Origin of the sequence: Aeromonas sp. R2-4, from assembly GCF_040908365.1 — a bacterium.
Taxonomy (GTDB): domain Bacteria; phylum Pseudomonadota; class Gammaproteobacteria; order Enterobacterales; family Aeromonadaceae; genus Aeromonas; species Aeromonas veronii.
In genome coordinates this window covers 38,923-56,658 of sequence record NZ_JBFODO010000041.1, presented here as the reverse complement: position 1 = coordinate 56,658, position 17,736 = coordinate 38,923, and the positions used below count along the sequence as shown (strand labels likewise).

Annotated in this window: 14 protein-coding genes; 9 read left to right on the top strand and 5 right to left on the bottom strand. The window is 57.2% G+C overall.

All coding sequences use genetic code 11. The features are described from left to right. Window positions 1-126: 126 nt before the first annotated feature. Window positions 127-783 (bottom strand): OmpA family lipoprotein, encoded by a 657-nt coding sequence (locus AB5Z05_RS16160; protein ID WP_005339468.1) that lies wholly within the window; start codon window positions 781-783, stop codon window positions 127-129. 129 nt (window positions 784-912) lie between these two features. Continuing rightward, on the bottom strand, window positions 913-1,485 hold the full coding sequence (locus AB5Z05_RS16155) for a DNA-3-methyladenine glycosylase I (protein ID WP_368152204.1): 573 nt from the start codon (window positions 1,483-1,485) through the stop codon (window positions 913-915). A gap of 222 nt (window positions 1,486-1,707) precedes the next feature. Between AB5Z05_RS16155 and glyQ the strand changes: the two genes are divergently transcribed. The 5 genes from glyQ (at window position 1,708) to AB5Z05_RS16130 (ending at window position 8,368) form a co-directional block, all read left to right on the top strand. Then, window positions 1,708-2,631 carry a glycine--tRNA ligase subunit alpha gene (glyQ, locus tag AB5Z05_RS16150; protein ID WP_005339464.1) on the top strand — a complete coding sequence of 308 codons (924 nt, stop codon included), beginning with the start codon at window positions 1,708-1,710 and terminating at the stop codon, window positions 2,629-2,631. 9 nt (window positions 2,632-2,640) lie between these two features. Next, a complete protein-coding gene (glyS, locus tag AB5Z05_RS16145) occupies window positions 2,641-4,710 on the top strand; it encodes a glycine--tRNA ligase subunit beta (RefSeq protein ID WP_368152203.1) in 2,070 nt (689 codons plus the stop codon). Window positions 4,711-4,793: 83 nt separating this feature from the next. Beyond that, complete coding sequence (locus tag AB5Z05_RS16140) at window positions 4,794-5,693, top strand: hypothetical protein (protein WP_368152202.1); 900 nt, start codon at window positions 4,794-4,796, stop codon at window positions 5,691-5,693. 863 nt (window positions 5,694-6,556) lie between these two features. Further along, the gene (locus AB5Z05_RS16135) at window positions 6,557-7,408 is read left to right on the top strand and encodes an AbaSI family restriction endonuclease (RefSeq protein WP_323937051.1); all 852 of its coding nucleotides are present in this window, start codon (window positions 6,557-6,559) and stop codon (window positions 7,406-7,408) included. A gap of 195 nt (window positions 7,409-7,603) precedes the next feature. Further along, a complete protein-coding gene (locus tag AB5Z05_RS16130; protein WP_368152200.1) occupies window positions 7,604-8,368 on the top strand; it encodes an EAL domain-containing protein in 765 nt (254 codons plus the stop codon). 117 nt (window positions 8,369-8,485) lie between these two features. Here AB5Z05_RS16130 and AB5Z05_RS16125 read toward each other — a convergent pair whose 3' ends face one another. Then, complete coding sequence (locus AB5Z05_RS16125) at window positions 8,486-10,024, bottom strand: ADP-ribosyltransferase (protein WP_368152198.1); 1,539 nt, start codon at window positions 10,022-10,024, stop codon at window positions 8,486-8,488. Window positions 10,025-10,222: 198 nt separating this feature from the next. Here AB5Z05_RS16125 and AB5Z05_RS16120 point away from each other — a divergent pair, with 198 nt between their 5' ends. Together AB5Z05_RS16120 and AB5Z05_RS16115 are read left to right on the top strand one after the other, a co-directional pair. Beyond that, complete coding sequence (locus AB5Z05_RS16120; RefSeq protein ID WP_021229260.1) at window positions 10,223-10,600, top strand: CesT family type III secretion system chaperone; 378 nt, start codon at window positions 10,223-10,225, stop codon at window positions 10,598-10,600. Window positions 10,601-10,726: 126 nt separating this feature from the next. After that, entirely contained in the window at window positions 10,727-11,221 is a 495-nt protein-coding gene (locus AB5Z05_RS16115) for a DM13 domain-containing protein (protein ID WP_040069868.1), read from the top strand. A 74-nt stretch (window positions 11,222-11,295) separates the two neighbouring features. Here the strand turns inward: AB5Z05_RS16115 and AB5Z05_RS16110 are convergent, their stop codons facing one another. Then, window positions 11,296-13,560 carry a methyl-accepting chemotaxis protein gene (locus tag AB5Z05_RS16110; RefSeq protein WP_216954710.1) on the bottom strand — a complete coding sequence of 755 codons (2,265 nt, stop codon included), beginning with the start codon at window positions 13,558-13,560 and terminating at the stop codon, window positions 11,296-11,298. 219 nt (window positions 13,561-13,779) lie between these two features. After that, window positions 13,780-14,484 carry a GntR family transcriptional regulator gene (locus AB5Z05_RS16105; RefSeq protein ID WP_005357335.1) on the bottom strand — a complete coding sequence of 235 codons (705 nt, stop codon included), beginning with the start codon at window positions 14,482-14,484 and terminating at the stop codon, window positions 13,780-13,782. A 282-nt stretch (window positions 14,485-14,766) separates the two neighbouring features. Here AB5Z05_RS16105 and AB5Z05_RS16100 point away from each other — a divergent pair, with 282 nt between their 5' ends. Then, window positions 14,767-16,356, top strand: coding sequence for an alpha-glucoside-specific PTS transporter subunit IIBC (locus tag AB5Z05_RS16100; protein ID WP_368152206.1), 1,590 nt, complete (start codon window positions 14,767-14,769; stop codon window positions 16,354-16,356). Next, window positions 16,353-17,678 (top strand): 6-phospho-alpha-glucosidase, encoded by a 1,326-nt coding sequence (locus AB5Z05_RS16095; RefSeq protein ID WP_368152196.1) that lies wholly within the window; start codon window positions 16,353-16,355, stop codon window positions 17,676-17,678. Before AB5Z05_RS16100 ends, AB5Z05_RS16095 begins: the two co-directional genes overlap by 4 nt. The last annotated feature ends 58 nt before the right edge of the window (window positions 17,679-17,736 follow it).

Below are 17,736 nucleotides of genomic sequence, written 5' to 3'. Positions count from 1 at the left end.
ATCCCCGCCCCTTCTCCCACGAGGGGAGAAGGGAGCAAGCAACAAGGGGCCATTGCTCGCAACGGCTCCAATAGAAAGGCCCCGCCATTACTGGCGGGGCCTTTTCGTTACCGAAACCTGAGCGACTTAGGCGGTCGGGGTCAGGGTAATGGTCACGCGGCGGTTCTGGGCTTTGCCAGCGGCGGTGCTGTTGGTAGCAACCGGCTGATCCGGGCCCACGCCGGTGGTGGAGATGCGGCTACCTGCTACGCCCTGACCAATCAGCTGGGCGGCAACGGCATCGGCACGATCGCGGGAGAGCTTCATGTTCAGGTCGCGGGAACCTGTGCTGTCGGTGTGACCGACCACGTTCAGGCGGGTCTTGTCGAACTCGGCAACCACCATGGCCACACCGGAGAGGGTGTTGGCTCCGGCCGCTTTCAGCTGGGAGCTGGAGCTGTCGAAGGTGACGTTGTTCGGCATGTTGAGGATCAGCTCATTGCCATTGCGGGTCACGCTGACGCCGGTGCCCTGCAGCTTCTCGCGCAGCTTGGCTTCCTGCACGTCCATGTAGTAGCCGATACCGCCACCCAGCGCCGCGCCAGCAGCAACGCCGGTCAGGATACCCTTCTTGCGGTCACCCTTGCTGGAGGAGAGCGCACCTACGGCCGCACCGGCAGCGGCGCCAGCCAGCGCGCCCCAGGCACCTTTGGAGGTCTGGGATTCACCTGTGTAGGGGTTGGTGGTACAGCCGCTCAGGGCAACGGTCAGTGCCAGAGCAGGCACCAGGATCTTGGCTCGCATGAAAAAACCTCTGTGAAAACAATCCGGCACCATGCCGGGGGCCGGATTGTAACGCGCTGGCACGCCATTGTCTGACGCAAGCCTGAATCGACGGCGAGAGTGGTGTTTTTTTGGCCAACCGGCGGGCCGTCAGCGCGATAATTGACACTCGGCGTGGCAAGGACAGCTGACCAGATGATCGTTCACCATCCCCACTGCCTGCATAAAGGCGTAACAGATGGTGCTGCCGACGAAGTTGAAGCCGAGCTTCTTGAGCGCTTTCGACATGGCATCCGACTCCGGCGAGGTCGCAGGAATATCGCCGTTGCCCTGCCGCTGGTTGACGATGGGGGCGCCGCCAACAAAGCCCCACAGGTAGTCGGCGAAGTCGATCCCCTGCTCCTGCAACGCCAGATAAGCGCGGGCATTTCTGATGATCGACTGCACCTTGAGCCGGTTGCGGATAATGCCGCTGTCCTGCATCAGCCGCTCCACATCCTGCTCGTCGAAGCGGGCAATCTGCACCGGATCAAAGTCCGCATAGGCGCGGTAGTAGCTCTCGGTGCGCTTGAGGATGGTGATCCACGACAGCCCCGCCTGCTGGCCGTCGAGGCAGAGCTTGGCAAACAGCTCGCGGGCGTCATAGACCGGCCTGCCCCACTGTTTGTCATGGTATTCAATGTATTCCGGGTCCTTGGTCACCCAGGCGCAGCGCAGTTCCATTTCCTCTCCCTCGTTATTTCAGCGGTTTGCCCGACCCTGCCCACTCTGCAGGCGGCACTGCTCACATCATATACCGGACATCCCGCCCGACCAGCCAGGGCGCAGCACCATCCCGCGAATCCGCTGCAATTTCGCCTATTATCCGACCATGCCAGACGGTATACTCCCTCGGTTCACATTCAGCAAATCTTGCTCTGATTTTCACTTCGCGCGAAAAAAATTATGCAAAAATTCGATGTCAAAACCTTTCAGGGCCTGATCCTGCAGCTGCAGGACTATTGGTCCCGCCAGGGCTGTACCATCATTCAGCCGCTGGATATGGAAGTGGGTGCCGGTACTTCCCACCCCATGACCTGTCTGCGTGCCCTGGGCCCGGAGCCCATCGCCTGCGCTTACGTGCAACCGTCCCGCCGTCCGACCGACGGCCGCTACGGTGAAAACCCGAACCGCCTGCAGCACTACTACCAGTTCCAGGTGATCATCAAGCCTTCCCCCGACAACATTCAGGAACTCTATCTGGGCTCCCTGAAAGAGCTGGGCATGGATCCTGAAATCCATGACATCCGCTTCGTCGAAGACAACTGGGAAAACCCGACACTGGGTGCCTGGGGTCTGGGTTGGGAAGTGTGGCTGAACGGCATGGAAGTGACCCAGTTCACCTACTTCCAGCAGGTTGGCGGCCTCGAGTGCAAGCCGGTCACCGGCGAGATCACCTACGGTCTCGAGCGTCTGGCCATGTACATCCAGGGCGTGGACAGCGTCTACGATCTGGTCTGGTCTGACGGCCCGCTGGGCAAGACCACCTACGGCGACGTGTTCCACCAGAACGAAGTGGAGCAATCCACCTACAACTTCGAACACGCCGATGTGGAGTTCCTGTTCCACTGCTTCGAGCAGTACGAGAAGGAAGCCCAGAATCTGCTGGCACTGGAAAAACCGCTGCCGCTGCCTGCCTACGAGCGCATCCTCAAAGCCGCTCACTCCTTCAACCTGCTGGATGCCCGCAAGGCCATCTCGGTCACCGAGCGTCAGCGCTACATCCTGCGCATTCGCACCCTGACCAAGGCCGTGGCAGAGGCATACTACGCCTCCCGCGAAGCGCTGGGCTTCCCTATGTGTCAGCGCAGTGAGAACAAGCAAGGTTAAGGAACGGACATGGCACAACATACATTTCTGGTAGAGATCGGTACTGCTGAGCTGCCGCCCAAAGCCCTGCGCTCCCTGGCCGAAGCCTTTGCCGACAACTTCAAAGCCGAACTGACCAAGGCCGATCTGGCCTTTGGCGACGTCGAGTGGTTTGCCTCACCGCGCCGTCTGGCGCTGAAGGTGAGCGAGCTGGCCGGCGAACAGCCGAGCAAGAGCGTCGAGAAGCGCGGTCCGGCCGTAGCGCAGGCGTTCGATGCCGAAGGCAAGCCGACCAAGGCAGCCGAAGGCTGGGCCCGTGGCAACGGCATCACCGTTGAACAGGCCGAGCGTCTGGTCACCGACAAGGGTGAGTGGCTGGTTCACACCGCAAAGGTCGAAGGCCGTCCGGCCGTCGATCTGCTGGGTGAACTGGTCGCCTCTGCGCTGGCCAAGCTGCCGATCCCGAAGATGATGCGCTGGGGCGACAAGACCATCCAGTTCGTGCGTCCGGTCTTCACCGTGACCCTGCTGCTGGATGGCGAGCTGGTTCCTGCCCACATTCTGGGTATCGACTCTGCCCGCACCATCCGCGGCCACCGCTTTATGGGCGAGAGCGAGTTCACCATCGACAACGCCAGTCAGTACCCGCAGATCCTGCAGGAGCGCGGCATGGTGATTGCCGATTTCATGGCGCGCAAGGCCAAGATCAAGTCTGACGTCGAAGCGGCCGCTGCCGCCTTCGGTGGCGTAGCCGATCTGGACGACGCCCTGCTGGAAGAAGTGACCGCACTGGTCGAGTGGCCGGTGGTGCTGACCGCCAACTTCGAAGAGAAGTTCCTGGCCGTGCCGGCTGAAGCGCTGGTTCACACCATGAAGGGTGACCAGAAGTACTTCCCGGTCTACGACAAGAACGGCAAGCTGCTGCCGAAGTTCATCTTCGTCACCAACATCGAATCCAAAGACCCGAGCCAGATCATCAGCGGCAACGAGAAGGTGGTTCGCCCCCGTCTCTCTGACGCCGAGTTCTTCTTCAAGACCGACCTCAAGCAGACTCTGGCCTCCCGCCTGCCGCGCCTTGAAACCGTGCTGTTCCAGCAACAGCTGGGCACCGTCAAGGCCAAGGTCGAGCGCATCGAGACCGTTGCCGGCTTTATCGCCGAGCGTATCGGCGCCGACGTGGCTCAGGCCAAGCGTGCCGGTCTGCTCTCCAAGTGTGACCTGATGACCAACATGGTCGGCGAGTTCACCGACACCCAGGGTGTCATGGGGATGCACTACGCCCGTCACGATGGCGAAGACGAAGCGGTTGCCGTGGCCCTCAACGAGCAGTACATGCCGCGCTTTGCCGGTGATGCCCTGCCGTCCGGTCTGGTTGCCTGCGCCGTCGCGCTGGCCGACAAGTTCGACACTCTGGCCGGTATCTTCGGCATCGGCATGCTGCCGAAGGGTGACAAGGACCCGTTCGCCCTGCGTCGCGCCGCCATCGGTGCCCTGCGCATCATGACCGAGAAGCAGCTGGATCTGGATCTGGTTGAACTGGTTGAAGAAGCGGTACGCGTCTACGGCGACAAGCTGACCAACAAAACCGTCGTCACCGACGTGGTCGACTTTATGCTGGGCCGCTTCCGCGCCGCCTATCAGGACGAAGGCATCGGTGCCGACGTGGTGCTGGCCGTACTGGCCCGCCGCCCGACCCGTCCGCTCGACTTCGATCGTCGCGTCAAGGCCGTCAGCCACTTCCGCACCCTGGATGCCGCCCTGGCACTGGCTGCCGCCAACAAGCGCGTGAGCAACATTCTGGCCAAGGTCGAAGGCGAGTTGCCGACTGCCGTCAAACCGGAACTGCTGGTCGATGCCGCCGAGAAGGCGCTGGCCACCCAGGTTGCCGAACTGCAAACCGAACTGGCCCCGCTGTTCGCTGCCGGTGACTATCAGGCTGCCCTCACCCGTCTGGCCGCCCTGCGCGAGCCGGTCGATACCTTCTTCAACGAAGTCATGGTGATGGCCGACGACGAGGCCCTCAAGGCCAACCGTCTGGCGCTGCTGAACAACCTGCGCAACCTGTTCCTGCAAGTCGCGGATATCTCCCTGTTGCAGTGATTCCGGTTGGGTAAGTGATATAAAAACGGCGCCGTTAAGGCGCCGTTTTTATATAAACCAATCCTCTTTAATAAGGAGTTAACATGAGTAAACAGGACTTATGGGAGCAGCCTATAAAATCTACTGGTGAACATGGAATTTTCAAAAAACAGGATTGGATAAAAGAAGCAGATGGGAAAATAATTAGTGCCAAGCTTCTACGGAATTGCGCCAAAAACGCACAACTTAAATTCGAAAATCTCACAAGAGATAGTAATGGCAACATCATTAGAGACAGCTCAAAAGAGACATTTGAACTTCTTGATGAAAAAGATGCGGCTAATAAGGCAAGTTTTCTATTACTTGGTTATGCAATTGAACTTCTGCTGAAGTCCAGTATTGTATCTTTGCTCATTTCAGCACCCAAAAAAATCCTTGATAAGAAGATGAAAAGTTATAGTCATGGGTTAATCAACATTACCAATGACTTAAGGCTAAGCTTATCTAAAGAAGAACGGTCACTTTTAGTGGAGTTAGAAAAATTCATTGTTGAAGAAGCGAGGTATCCACTAAAGTCTTATTCTCCAGTGGAATATTGCGAAGACCTAAATAAAGTCCATCAGCGTTTCTCTGATCATAGTAAGTTTAATATTGGGGTGGAACTATTTACTCGCCTCAGAGCAGTCATGATGGATATAGATGGAACTCCTGGCGACCCCAAACTTTACAACAAAATGGGAATGGAAGATAATGGATTTATTATTTTCCGAGCAGGAGGTTCATTACCAGCTGTAATTATAATAAAGTTTTGTGACTCACAAATAAGAAATGGTTTTAATAATTTAAACCATGTAAGACATCTTCTACTGAAAAAGAACGAATACGACATGACCATATATTCACGTTTAATGGAAAAAACATGGATGAATGCAATTTTCTTTGTCGTAGATGAAAAAAAGGGCTTAAAAAAAGTTGAATACGACTACGCTGGGACACCTACCTAGCTGGTAGATTCGATTAGCCGTCAGGCGTAATCGGACGTTCGCGTAAATCTCTCCTCCCGCCATAACAGCCAGCCGAATTTCCCCCTCCGGCTGGCTGATCCTGTTTCACGGCAACAACCGCAATCAAAGCCTCTCGTCCGTCCGATTACGCTGCGCCAATCGAACCTACAGGGCATTGGCTGGCGCTGTATACCGGTTGCCAAAGATCGGCCATTGCCCTTTGCGGGCCGTGAACGGGCCAATCAGCGGCATCAGGGCACACTGCAAGCATGCATAAGTAAAAGTTTGGCCACTCTTCGAAAACCCATAAATTCCGTTTATACCAACTACCTTGGCTGAGTTGGCGGCCACCCGCGACGATAACGGGTGCCAGCGGGGTATCGCCCGATCTCTGGCAAACGAGCGGAGTCATCCTCACCTGCCATTGCCACCAATCTTGCAAGAAGCCGGGTAAATGCCGGTACGTAAACTCGCAGGTTTGATTCGCCACGAGGCGTAATCGAACATTCGCGTAAATCGACTCTTCCATGATAACGGCAAGCCCTATCCCACCTCTGACTGGCCACAGGGACAACTGCGTCTCGTGTGTCCGATTGGGCTTCGCTCATCAAACCTGCATCAGACGGTGAGATGCGGTGTATGCAAATGGGCACCGAGCGTCACGAAACTCAACATTTATCGAGCATCACTCTCAACCTGCTGGTATGCAGGTTGAGTTTTTGTTGATAGATATATCTACCGTTGTTACAAATCGCTTTCTTTTTAAGCTAAAACATCCCATATTACTTGGCTCACCCTATTATCTAGTTGAACCAAAATCTATAGATATATATTAATTACATTAAATGCAATTAGGCTGCAGTATGGAAAAACTGGATTTTATCTCCTGGCAACTGGAACGAACGAGAGGAAAACGATTCGAGAATTATGTCATAACTCGAATTTGGCATCTGCTGAATGATTTGGAAATCAAAATCATCACTCAACAATATGTAGCAAGGCCATATGGTAGAGCGTTGACAGACCTATACTTTCCTCAATTATCACTACATATTGAAGTCGATGAGCCTCACCATTTGACACAAGTTGAACAGGATCGGCTAAGAGAAAATGACATTATCAATGCCACTGGACATCAGATTATCAGAATTGACACCTCAAGAGGAATTGACAAACTCCACGAGGACATAGATCAAGCTGTTCTTCTAATCAGGAAAATGAAACAGCAGAAATCCAACTTTATTAAATGGGATATGGAAATGGAACAATCATCCAAGACATATATAGAACGCGGTTATATTGACTTAAGTGATGATGTGGCCTTCGATAAAATAGTGAGTGCAGTAAACTGCTTCGGTCATAACTATGCGGGGTGGCAACGAGGGGGTGCCTCGCACGGGATAGAAGAAAATACTATCATTTGGTTTCCCAAGTTATTTCCAAACGGGGAGTGGGAAAATAATATATCTGATGATGAAACCACTATTTACGAGAGGAATATCGATAATGAAAAAGCTAAAGCCCACATATTAAAAACAATAGACGATGGGATCCACACCAGAATTGTATTTGCGAAAGTAAAAGATAATTTTGGCAAGACAAAATATAGATTCAAAGGAAAATACGTTCTTAATATTGAACAGACCAACTTCACAACGGGCTTGGTCTGGGAACGTATCGCAAGCAGGGTCAAGACATATAAACCCAAAGACTGAGGTCAATTCAGGTCATACGCTTGCAGGTTGAGTGAAGCCATCCTTTTCCCCTGAGCCCCACGTTGGGTCGGGCACCGCCCGATCCAGCGAAAGATGCCCCCCCTCTCCCTGATAGCAGGAATTACCCTGCCGGAATCGATGAGCTGTTATCATTTGAGTCAGTTCCCAGCGCCGCCACGCCCCGAGAGGAGAGTCATGGATATACCTGCCGCCCCGTCCCCCGCCATCTGCCAGCTGTGTCAGGAGAAAGCCGATCTCGACTTCGACTTCACCATGGCCTTTCAGCCCATCGTCGATTGCAGCAAGCGCACCATCTTCGGCTACGAGGCGCTGGTGCGGGGGCTCAACAATGAGCCAGCGCAGAGCGTGATTGCCCGGGTCAACGACGGTAATCGCTACCGCTTCGATCAGCTGTGCCGGATCAAGGCCATCGCGCTGGCCGCCCGGCTCGATATGCGGGGCATGCTGAGCATCAACTTTCTGCCCAATGCGGTCTACCGCCCGGAGCGCTGCATCCGCACCACCCTGCAGGCGGCCCGCGAGCATCTCTTTCCCATCGAGCAGATCATGTTCGAGTTCACCGAGGTGGAGCAGGTGCTGGATAACCGCCATATTCGCGGCATCGTCGATCACTATCAGGCGCTCGGCTTCAAGACGGCGATCGATGACTTTGGTGCCGGTTACTCGGGCCTCAGCCTGCTGGCCGATTTTCGTCCCGACATCGTCAAACTCGATATGCACCTGCTGCGCGGCATCGACCATGACCCGACCCGGCAAGCCATAGTGCGCCACTCTCTGGCCCTGCTTGCCGAGTTGCAGATCACCCCACTGGCGGAGGGGGTCGAGACCCGCGAAGAGATGGCCTGCCTGCGGGAGATGGGCGTCAACCTGATGCAGGGCTATCTGTTCGCCCGCCCCGGCTTCGAAACCCTGCCGGAAGTAGATTTCGCCAGCTTGTAAGCAAATCGGTCTGCACTGACCCCTCAGCCCACTCCCGCCCGAATAAGAAAACGGACACCCGAGGGTGTCCGTTTTTATGTCATATCACCTTGCCCCGAGGGGCTGTGTGCTGACGGTTTACAGATAGCTCTCATCGACGCCGATATGAGCCAGCGCAGCCAGTTCGAGCGGCGTCAGCTGGCTGGCGGAGTCGATCATGGTCGGCTCGCCACGGGCGGACCCGGGCAGTTGCAGCCGCTCCTTGAGCGCATCGGTCAGGCTGCCCACCAGATTGCCCATGCGGGTCAGGCGGGAGACCAGCACAGCCTCAGGGCTGCTTTCGCTATCGGCAAAGCCGGAGACCTGAGCCACCGCGAAGTCGCAGATAGCCCTGGCCCGATCACCAAAAGCCCCTTCCAGCTGTTGCAGCACCTGCCGTGCCTCGCTGTCGCCGAGACGCCACAGCTCCGCCTGCATATGGCCGGTGTCAAAGCGCAGTCGCGCCCCGGCATCTAGCCGTTCCTCTCGCGGCTTGAGCGCGGTATGGTCCACCCACGCCTGCTCGGTCTGACCGGCAAACTGCATCAGTCCGCCCAGCACCAGCCGCTGGTTGGGACGCGCCGAGGCGAGGCTGTCGAGGGCATGACCAAGGGAAGAGCCCTTGGCATCGCTGCCGCTGGCCAGCGAGAGCGCCAGAGTACGCAGGGTTTGCAGATCGCCACGGGTCTGCAACTTGGCCATGTGGGAACTGTTGATGGAGCCATCGGCAATGTGTTGATGCAGGGCATTGAGATCGCTGCTGCTCAGGGTCACCTCGGTCGAGGTTTGATCCCGCAGCAGGTAGCTGGCCTGATAGCTGATAAGATCCAGCGCCAGCTTGTAACCGGTGGCCGGAGTCTGGCGGCCCATGGTGACCTGTTCGCGGGCAGCCCCTTTGCTCTCACCGCTTTGGATGGGCGTCGCATCCGCAGTGGTGGTCGCACTTTGCGCCGGTTCGCCAGCGATTTCAGCCTTGACGGCCCGCTGCAGGTCGGTCACTTCACCCATCGCGGTGTGCAGCTGGCTCATCGCCTCCTGCAGCAGTTCGGGGGTGGCGCTGGCGAGCAGCTCGGTCACCTTGCCCCCGACAGTGCCCCACTGCTGGAGCGGGATACCGGCGATGGGGCGAGCCAGCAGCCCGGCAGCCAACTCACGAAGTTGCGGCTGCTCGGAGCCGATGACAACGGCCTGCAACGCGGTGCAGAGCGAGCGCAGTGGGCCGTTGCCGGTCGCCAGAGTGGCGTGCTCCTTGCCCAGTTGTTCGGCGGCGATGTTGTTCAACACGTCCGCCTTGGCAAAGCCACCCAGCGAGCTACCAAATGCAGCCTGCTTCATCAGACGCTGAAGATCCTCGGGGGACGTGGCGGTTTGCGCCTTCGGCGCAGCGGCACTCTTGCCGCTCCCCAGCAGGTTGCCAATCCACTCTTTGATGGCCACGAACGGGCGGGCCAGTTGGGCCCCCAATCGCGAGAGCAGCCCCTGCCCTTTCTGCGGTTCGCTACGGTTGCCCAGCAAGATCGCATCTTGTCCGGTGGCGACCTGACGCGCCTCCAGCTGGCCCATCCGGCCAACCCCTGTGGTTGCATCACTGTGGTGAGCGACGGCCTGTGTGCCGACGGTGTTTGCTTGAATCTGCATGATGATTGTCTTCTTGTGATGTTTCGCCGCCAGTCTAGGAGAGGCCATCAACAGGGACTATCGGGATTGGTCGCGATTTTTGTACTGAGCGCGGCGTGCTATCTCGCTGACCGAAAAGCTAAAAAAAGAGAGCCACCATTAACAGTGCCGCTGGCGGTGACCTGCTCTAATGGCGCCATCATCAATCTGGAGCCATCAATGAACTCTCTTTATCACGCCGCCATCCACCAGCTGTTTCTCTCCCTCTCCCTGCCTGCGCCGCAACAGGAGGAGAGCGTCACCAGCCTGCAGATCGGCGAACTGACCTGTCACCTGACCGAGCACCCGACCGACTATCTGCTGATGTTTACCCGCCTCGACGCGGCCACCAGCGCCCAAGCCGCGGCCCAGAACCTGTTCAGTCAGGACCCGTGCAAACCGGTACTGGGTTTCGATACCGAGAGCCTGACACCGGTACTGTGGAGTCGCCAGCCCTTGCAGCAACTGGATCGCACCCAGATCCACCACCAGCTGGAACAGCTGGTACACGCCGCCAGCGAGATCAACAAAGGCCAGGACGGCACTATCCGGCCTTGAGCCATTGGTGTGACCACACCCCACGTCACCATAGAGGGGTAACTACACCTCTGGCCTGAGCAAACTGGGCAGCGGGCCCCCGGACTGGTATGGTTTTGCCATCAATTCATCAACGACCGAGATATCATGAAACGCAAAACCATGGCCCTGCTGCTGGGCACCCATCTGCTGGTCGCGGCGGCAGGCTTTGCCGCCGGTGTCTATACCCTGCCGATCCTGATCGCGCCACCCGCACCTGATACCGAGCAGGTAGCGGCCAGCCAGCAGCAAGCGAGATTCCACGGCACCTTTCGCCGGGATCTGAAAGACAGCGATCGGCTGCACTGGGGGGAAGGCAAGGTGAGCATAGGGCCGGATGCCGTCAGCCTGATGGGCAAGCTGGCCCCCGGGCCGGACTACCAGCTCTACCTCTCCCCCGAGTTTGTCGAGACCGAAGCCGATTTTGCCCGCCTCAAGGATCAGATGGTGCGAGTCGGGCCGGTGAAGACCTTCGACAACTTTATCGTGCCGCTGCCCGCCACGATCGATCCGGCCCGCTACAGCAGCGTGATCGTCTGGTGTGAAACCTTCGGCCAGTTCATCACCGCCGCCCGTTATCAGGATCTGCGTCCGGAGCAGTAACCTCGCCCCAGACCCGCACCATGAAAAAGGGCTGACATCGCTGTCAGCCCTTTGGTTATCCGATCCGCTCGTCATTAACGCTCCGGCTTGGTCATCTCCCGCAGCAGCTGATCGATGCAGCCCACTACCTGCTCTGAGTTCTGCTCGATCTCGCGGTAGAGAGCCTCCGCCTCTTCATGCTTGTGCTGGTTTTTCAGCTCGATAATCTGCTGGATAACCTGATGCAGTCTGGCGTGCGGGGCGGCGATCGCCCTGAAGGCGGGTTGATCGCCACAGCATGCCTGCCCTTCGCTGAAGTACCAGTGACCAAGGCGGCACTCCTTGTCACTGACCGCCTCGCTGCGCGACAGCCCCTCCTGCCCATCCAGATAGGCGCGCACCCGAGTCTTCCAGCCCATGTGAGCGGCGCGGGCGCGACTCAGCACCATCCGCACGTTGGAACCATCCTGAAACTGCCCGGCCAGATCCCCCAGCTTGTCCACCAGGGTCGCCACATGGCTGGCGATATGGGCGGTATCCCGCGCCACCAGCGTGGTGGCCTGGGAGATCTCGTGGACGCTGACGATATTGCGGGTGATCTCGTCGCTCACCGAGGATTGCTCCTCCGAGGCAGCGGCGATCTGGGTGTTCATGTCGCGAATGCTGTTGACCGCTCCCTTGATCCGGCCGAGGGCTTCTCCCGCCTGATTGGCCCGCTCCACCGACTCTCCCGCCCGCGAGACGCTGTGTTCGATCATGGTCACCGTGGTGCCCACCGCCCGTTGCAACTGCTCGATGGTACCGCGGATCTCGGCGGTGGAGTGCTGGGTGCGCCCAGCCAGCGAGCGCACCTCGTCGGCCACCACCGCAAAACCACGCCCCTGTTCCCCGGCCCGGGCCGCCTCTATGGCGGCGTTGAGGGCCAGCAGGTTGGTCTGCTCGGCGATGGACTGGATCACCGCCAGCACCGAGCCAATCTGCTCGCTGGCCTTGGCGACCTCTTTCACCGTGTTGCCCGCGCTGGCGATCTCCTCGGCCAGCTGTTCGATCATGTTGACGCTCTGCTGCACCACCTCATCGCCGGTGACCGCCTGATTGTCCGCTTCGTTGGCCGCTTCGGCCGCCTGCGCCGTGTTGTTGGCCACCTCGTGTACCGTGCTGGTCATCTCGGTCATGGCGGTGGCGAGCTGGGTGGTCTGCTCCTGCTGGCGCGTCATGCTGCCAAGGTTACCCGCCGCACTGCGCGACAGCCGCTCGCTCTCGCCAGCCAGTTCGCCCAGAGTAGCGGTGAGCTGGCTGATGGTGTCGCGGATCTTGGCAACAAAGGCATTGAACGCCGACCCGAGGCGGCGGATCTCCTCCGGCCCTGCCACCGGCAGCTTGCTGCCGAGATCGCCGGAGCCATTGGCCAGCGCCTCCAGCGCCTTGACGCTGTCGAGCAGCGGACGGCTAAGACGCGCCAGCAGCAGCACCAGCGCCACCGCAATCAGAGCGGTGCCAAGTAGCGCGATCATTACCATCTGCCAGCTCTGGCGTACCAGCGCGGCTGCAACCTCACTGTGATCACGCGCCAACTCGATCACCCCGACCGCCTTGCCGGAGAAGTCGCGCAACGGTGCCGCCATCACCAGAAAATCGCTCCCCTGCTGCTTGATGGTGGTGAAGCGGCTCTCTCCCGCCAATACCTCCTGATACCAGTCCACCGACTCACCAAGCATGGAGGTACCAGTCAGCATAACGGGCTTACCCTGTTCAAACAGATAGATGGCAAAGCGACTGTCCTTGCCCAGCAGATCGGCAAACAGCGAGGTGTCGAGGGCGCGGCCAAACTCCACCGAGCCGACCGACTGACCATTGAAAGTGACCGGCACTACGCCGCGGATCCCGGTGCCCCCCTGACCGGTCTCCAACCCGCCGACCGGTTGATGATTGCGGTTCACCTCGACCACTGCCAACCGTGTAGTAGAGAGGTCGTCGCCATGATTTGCGGGCTTGTGTACCCGATAAAGGGAAGTAGCCGGGGGAATGTGAAAGTGAAACTGCTGGATCCCCTGCGCCTTGATAGCGGGCCAGAGCGGATCAAACAGATTGGCGAGGGTCTGCCAATCCTTGTCGGCCACCGCCTTTGCTGCATCCGGCCGCTGGGCGATCAGAGTCGCCGCCAGCACGGTTTCATGGCTGGTGTTTTTGATCACCGCTTCCACATTCTGGAGCTGGCTCCGCAGTGCAGCCTGCTCGGCCGCGAGCGCCCGCTGGCGATTTTCAAACAGATTAAAGGTAAGCAGCACCACGGCGAGCAATACGATGCCGCCGATTGCCAGCAGCGTGATCTGGTGACCCAGCTTGCGAGGGGGGAACATAAGACACCATCCTTGACAGTCATACCCAACCTACAGGATGGAACGGTTAAGTCGGGAGTCCATCAGAACTTAACCCTTTGTTGATATTGATCAAACGATTAACAGGCAAAATGCGAGGTGGGTCAAACGGGGGGAATATCCACCAGATAGAGGGCCATTCCATGCTTCGTGAGAGGCCCTGCATCCAGCCAATAACCAACCCGCAGGCTGGCGAGCGGATTAACGAAAACGGTGCAGGTGGTAGTCGACATGGTAGTCGTTACCATTGCGGAACATGATGGAGTAGTTGAGGAACTCTCCGCTCTCGCTGTATGAGAGCGAGGTGAGCCGCAGGATAGGGGCCCCCTGCTCGATATGGAGCAGCTCGGCAGTAACCCGATCCGCCAGCACGGCACTGAAGCACTCATAGTTACCCGCAATCGCGATGCCGCACTCCCGTTCGATGTAGTCGAATTTGGACCCTTCCAGATGGGCGACCGACAGATTGCGAAACAGTCTGACCGGCATATAGCTCTCTTCCAGCAGCAGAGCCCGACCATCCACCGAGCGGATCCGGCTGGAGTAATAGACGGGCTCATTCACCTTCACCCTCAGCTGACTGGCGATGGCCGGTGGCGCAGGCATGGTGCGAAATTCCAACACCTGGCTGGTCAACGTGCGCCCCTGCTCGCGCATCAGTTCGGTAAACCCGCTCAGCCCTTTGGTCTCATGCTGGACATCCTTTTTCGTCACATAGGTGCCGCTGCCGTGGCGCCGCTCGACCAATCCCCACTCGATCAACATGTCTACCGCTTTGCGAATGGTCATGCGGGAGACACCATACTGTTCTGCCAGCGCTTTTTCGCCCGGCAACACATCTCCCACCCGGCACTCGGCACCGTTTACCCTGATCCTGAGTCGATCAGCCACCGATTTATAGATCACTGCTAGACATCTCCTGTGGTCACAACGCCAACCATCTTATTCTCAATGAAGTGGCTAAATTGCTTAAAAACAATAACTTAACTTTCAACTAAAGCTGCAAGAACATCACAAAACCAAGAGGTACAACAATATCGCAAAAGTTAGACATCTTTGTCTAAATAACTGCATGCGTCAGATCACATTATTCCAAGATATTTCATGAGGTCTCTTTTTATCGTTGCTAATTTGCATCTGGCAACACCGGCAAGGATTCGATTAGCTATTTCAACCAAGGGACAATATATGCTCAGTCAAATTCAACGTTTTGGCGGAGCAATGTTCACTCCTGTACTGCTTTTTCCTTTTGCAGGTATGGTAGTAGGCATTGCAATTATGCTGAAAAACCCGATGTTTGTCGGGGAATCACTGGCAAACCCACAAGGATTATTCTTCCAGATCATCCATATTATTGAAGAAGGTGGCTGGACAGTATTCAGGAATATGCCGCTTATATTTGCGATTGGCCTGCCAATCGGTCTGGCAAATAAGGCACAAGCCAGAGCTTGTCTGGCTGTATTGGTCAGTTTCATGACCTGGAACTATTTTATCAACGCCATGGGCATGACCTGGGGCAGTTATTTCGGGGTCGACTTCAGTCAGGATGTGGGGGGGGAAAGTGGCCTCGCCATGGTAGCGGGGATCAAGACCCTGGATACCAGCATCATAGGGGCCATCGTCATCTCCGGCATCGTGACGGCACTGCACAACCGCCTGTTTGATCGCCAACTGCCGGTCTTTCTCGGCATCTTTCAGGGCAGCTCTTTTGTCACCATTGTCGCCTTCTTCGTGATGATCCCCTGCGCCTGGCTGACCCTGATCGGCTGGCCAAAAGTACAGATGGGCATCGCCTCCCTGCAGAATTTCATGCTGGTCTCGGGTCCGGTCGGGGTATGGGTATACACCTTCCTCGAGCGGATTTTGATCCCGACCGGCCTGCATCACTTTATCTACGGCCCCTTCATCTTCGGCCCAGCGGCAGTAGAGGGGGGCATTCAACTCTACTGGGCGCAGCACATGCTGGAGTTCAGCCAGAGCTCTCGCCCGCTGATTGAACAGTTCCCTCAGGGTGGCTTTGCCCTGCACGGCAACTCGAAGATTTTCGGTGCCATGGGGATTGCTCTGGCCATCTATGCCACGGCAGCCAAAGAGAACAAGGCCAAGGTGGCAGGCCTGCTGATCCCGGCCACCCTGACCGCCATTCTGGTCGGTATCACCGAGCCGCTGGAGTTCACCTTCCTCTTCATCTCGCCGCTGCTGTTTGCCATCCACGCTCTGCTGGCAGCCACCATGTCGACTGTGATGTACCTGTTTGGTGTGGTCGGCAACATGGGTGGAGGTCTGCTCGACCAGTTCCTGCCGCAGAACTGGATACCCATGTTCCACAACCATGCGGGAATGATGTTCACCCAGATCGCCATCGGATTGGTCTTTACCGGCATCTGGTTCCTGATATTCCGCGCGCTGATTATCAGGCTCAATCTTAAAACACCGGGGCGGGAAGACAGTGAAATAAAGCTTTATTCCAAGTCAGATTATCAGGCAGCCAAAAACCAGCGTGGCAGTGATAGTGCAACACAAATTATCGACGCGCTTGGTGGAGTCAAAAATATACGCAGTCTGAATAATTGTGCCACGCGCTTAAGAATATCGCTGGTTAACAGCAAGCTAGCCGCTGCAGATGAGGCGTTTATTAAATTAGGGGCCCATGGTGTCGTCCGCCATGGCGATAGTATCCAGGTAATTATCGGTCTGCATGTACCTCAGGTACGTGAAAATATGGAATCGATTATGAACAACAGTCATCAACAATCGTCTTTAGTAATGGAGTCATGATCATGAAAAAATTCTCTGTAGTCATTGCCGGTGGTGGCAGCACTTTTACTCCTGGTATCGTTCTGATGTTGCTGGAAAATCAACATCGCTTCCCGCTCAAGGAGATCAAATTCTACGACAACGATAGTGCCCGTCAGGAGATCATCGCCGAAGCCTGCAAAATCTTACTGAAAGAGAAGGCTCCCGAGATCGCCTTCAGCTATGGCACCGACCCCAAAGCAGCGTTTAGCGATGTAGATTTCGTCATGGCCCATATCCGGGTTGGCAAATATCCGATGCGCGAGCTGGACGAGAAGATCCCGCTGCGTCATGGCGTGGTCGGTCAGGAGACCTGCGGCCCGGGCGGTATCGCCTACGGTATGCGCTCCATCGGCGGAGTGCTGGAGCTGGTCGACTATATGGAGCAGTACTCACCCAATGCCTGGATGCTCAACTACTCCAACCCGGCCGCCATTGTGGCCGAAGCGACCCGTCGCCTGCGTCCCAACGCCAAAATCCTCAACATCTGCGACATGCCGATCGGGATCGAGGGGCGCATGGCCCAGATTGCCGGTCTCAAATCCCGCAAAGAGATGCGGGTGCGCTATTACGGCCTCAACCACTTTGGTTGGTGGACCCGCATCGAAGATCTGGAAGGCAACGACCTGATGCCGAAGATCAAGGAGCACGTCGCCCGCCACGGCTATGTGCCCAATAGCACCAGCCATGCCGAAGCAAGCTGGAACGATACCTTCGCCAAGGCAAAGGATGTGTGGGCGCTCGACCCGGATACCCTGCCTAACACCTATCTGAAGTACTACCTCTACCCGGACTATGTGGTGGCCCACTCCAACCCGGAACACACCCGTGCCAACGAGGTGATGGAGCACCGCGAGAAGCAGGTCTTCACCGCCTGTACCGACATCGTCAAGGCAGGTAATTCAGCAGCAGGCGAGCTGGAGATCGATGAACACGCCTCCTATATCGTTGACCTGGCAACCGCCATTGCCTTCAACACCCAGGAGCGGATGCTGCTGATCGTTCCCAATCGCGGCGCCATCCCCAACTTTGACCCGGAAGCCATGGTCGAGATCCCCTGCCTGGTCGGCAGCAGCGGGCCAGAGCCGTTGCAAGTGGGCAGCATCCCGCTGTTCCAGCAGGGCATGATGGGCCAGCAGGTCGCGGTCGAGAAACTGGTGGTCGAAGCCTGGGTTGAGCACTCTTACCAGAAACTGTGGCAAGCCATCACCCTCTCCAAGACAGTGCCCAGTGCATCGGTGGCCAAGTCCATTCTCGATGACTTGATAGAGGCCAACAAAGCCTACTGGCCGGAACTGAAATAAACCGCCCATAAACAAAAACCCCCTCGTGACAGAGGGGGTTTTTCGTGTTGGCAACGGG

Excerpts from the sequence above, each read along its gene's own strand:
- AB5Z05_RS16160 (WP_005339468.1), bottom strand. The coding sequence starts at position 783 with ATGCGAGCCAAGATCCTGGTGCCTGCTCTGGCACTGACCGTTGCCCTG.
- AB5Z05_RS16155 (WP_368152204.1), bottom strand. The coding sequence starts at position 1,485 with ATGGAACTGCGCTGCGCCTGGGTGACCAAGGACCCGGAATACATTGAA.
- glyQ (WP_005339464.1), top strand. The coding sequence starts at position 1,708 with ATGCAAAAATTCGATGTCAAAACCTTTCAGGGCCTGATCCTGCAGCTG.
- glyS (WP_368152203.1), top strand. The coding sequence starts at position 2,641 with ATGGCACAACATACATTTCTGGTAGAGATCGGTACTGCTGAGCTGCCG.
- AB5Z05_RS16140 (WP_368152202.1), top strand. The coding sequence starts at position 4,794 with ATGAGTAAACAGGACTTATGGGAGCAGCCTATAAAATCTACTGGTGAA.
- AB5Z05_RS16135 (WP_323937051.1), top strand. The coding sequence starts at position 6,557 with ATGGAAAAACTGGATTTTATCTCCTGGCAACTGGAACGAACGAGAGGA.
- AB5Z05_RS16130 (WP_368152200.1), top strand. The coding sequence starts at position 7,604 with ATGGATATACCTGCCGCCCCGTCCCCCGCCATCTGCCAGCTGTGTCAG.
- AB5Z05_RS16125 (WP_368152198.1), bottom strand. The coding sequence starts at position 10,024 with ATGCAGATTCAAGCAAACACCGTCGGCACACAGGCCGTCGCTCACCAC.
- AB5Z05_RS16120 (WP_021229260.1), top strand. The coding sequence starts at position 10,223 with ATGAACTCTCTTTATCACGCCGCCATCCACCAGCTGTTTCTCTCCCTC.
- AB5Z05_RS16115 (WP_040069868.1), top strand. The coding sequence starts at position 10,727 with ATGAAACGCAAAACCATGGCCCTGCTGCTGGGCACCCATCTGCTGGTC.
- AB5Z05_RS16110 (WP_216954710.1), bottom strand. The coding sequence starts at position 13,560 with ATGTTCCCCCCTCGCAAGCTGGGTCACCAGATCACGCTGCTGGCAATC.
- AB5Z05_RS16100 (WP_368152206.1), top strand. The coding sequence starts at position 14,767 with ATGCTCAGTCAAATTCAACGTTTTGGCGGAGCAATGTTCACTCCTGTA.
- AB5Z05_RS16095 (WP_368152196.1), top strand. The coding sequence starts at position 16,353 with ATGATCATGAAAAAATTCTCTGTAGTCATTGCCGGTGGTGGCAGCACT.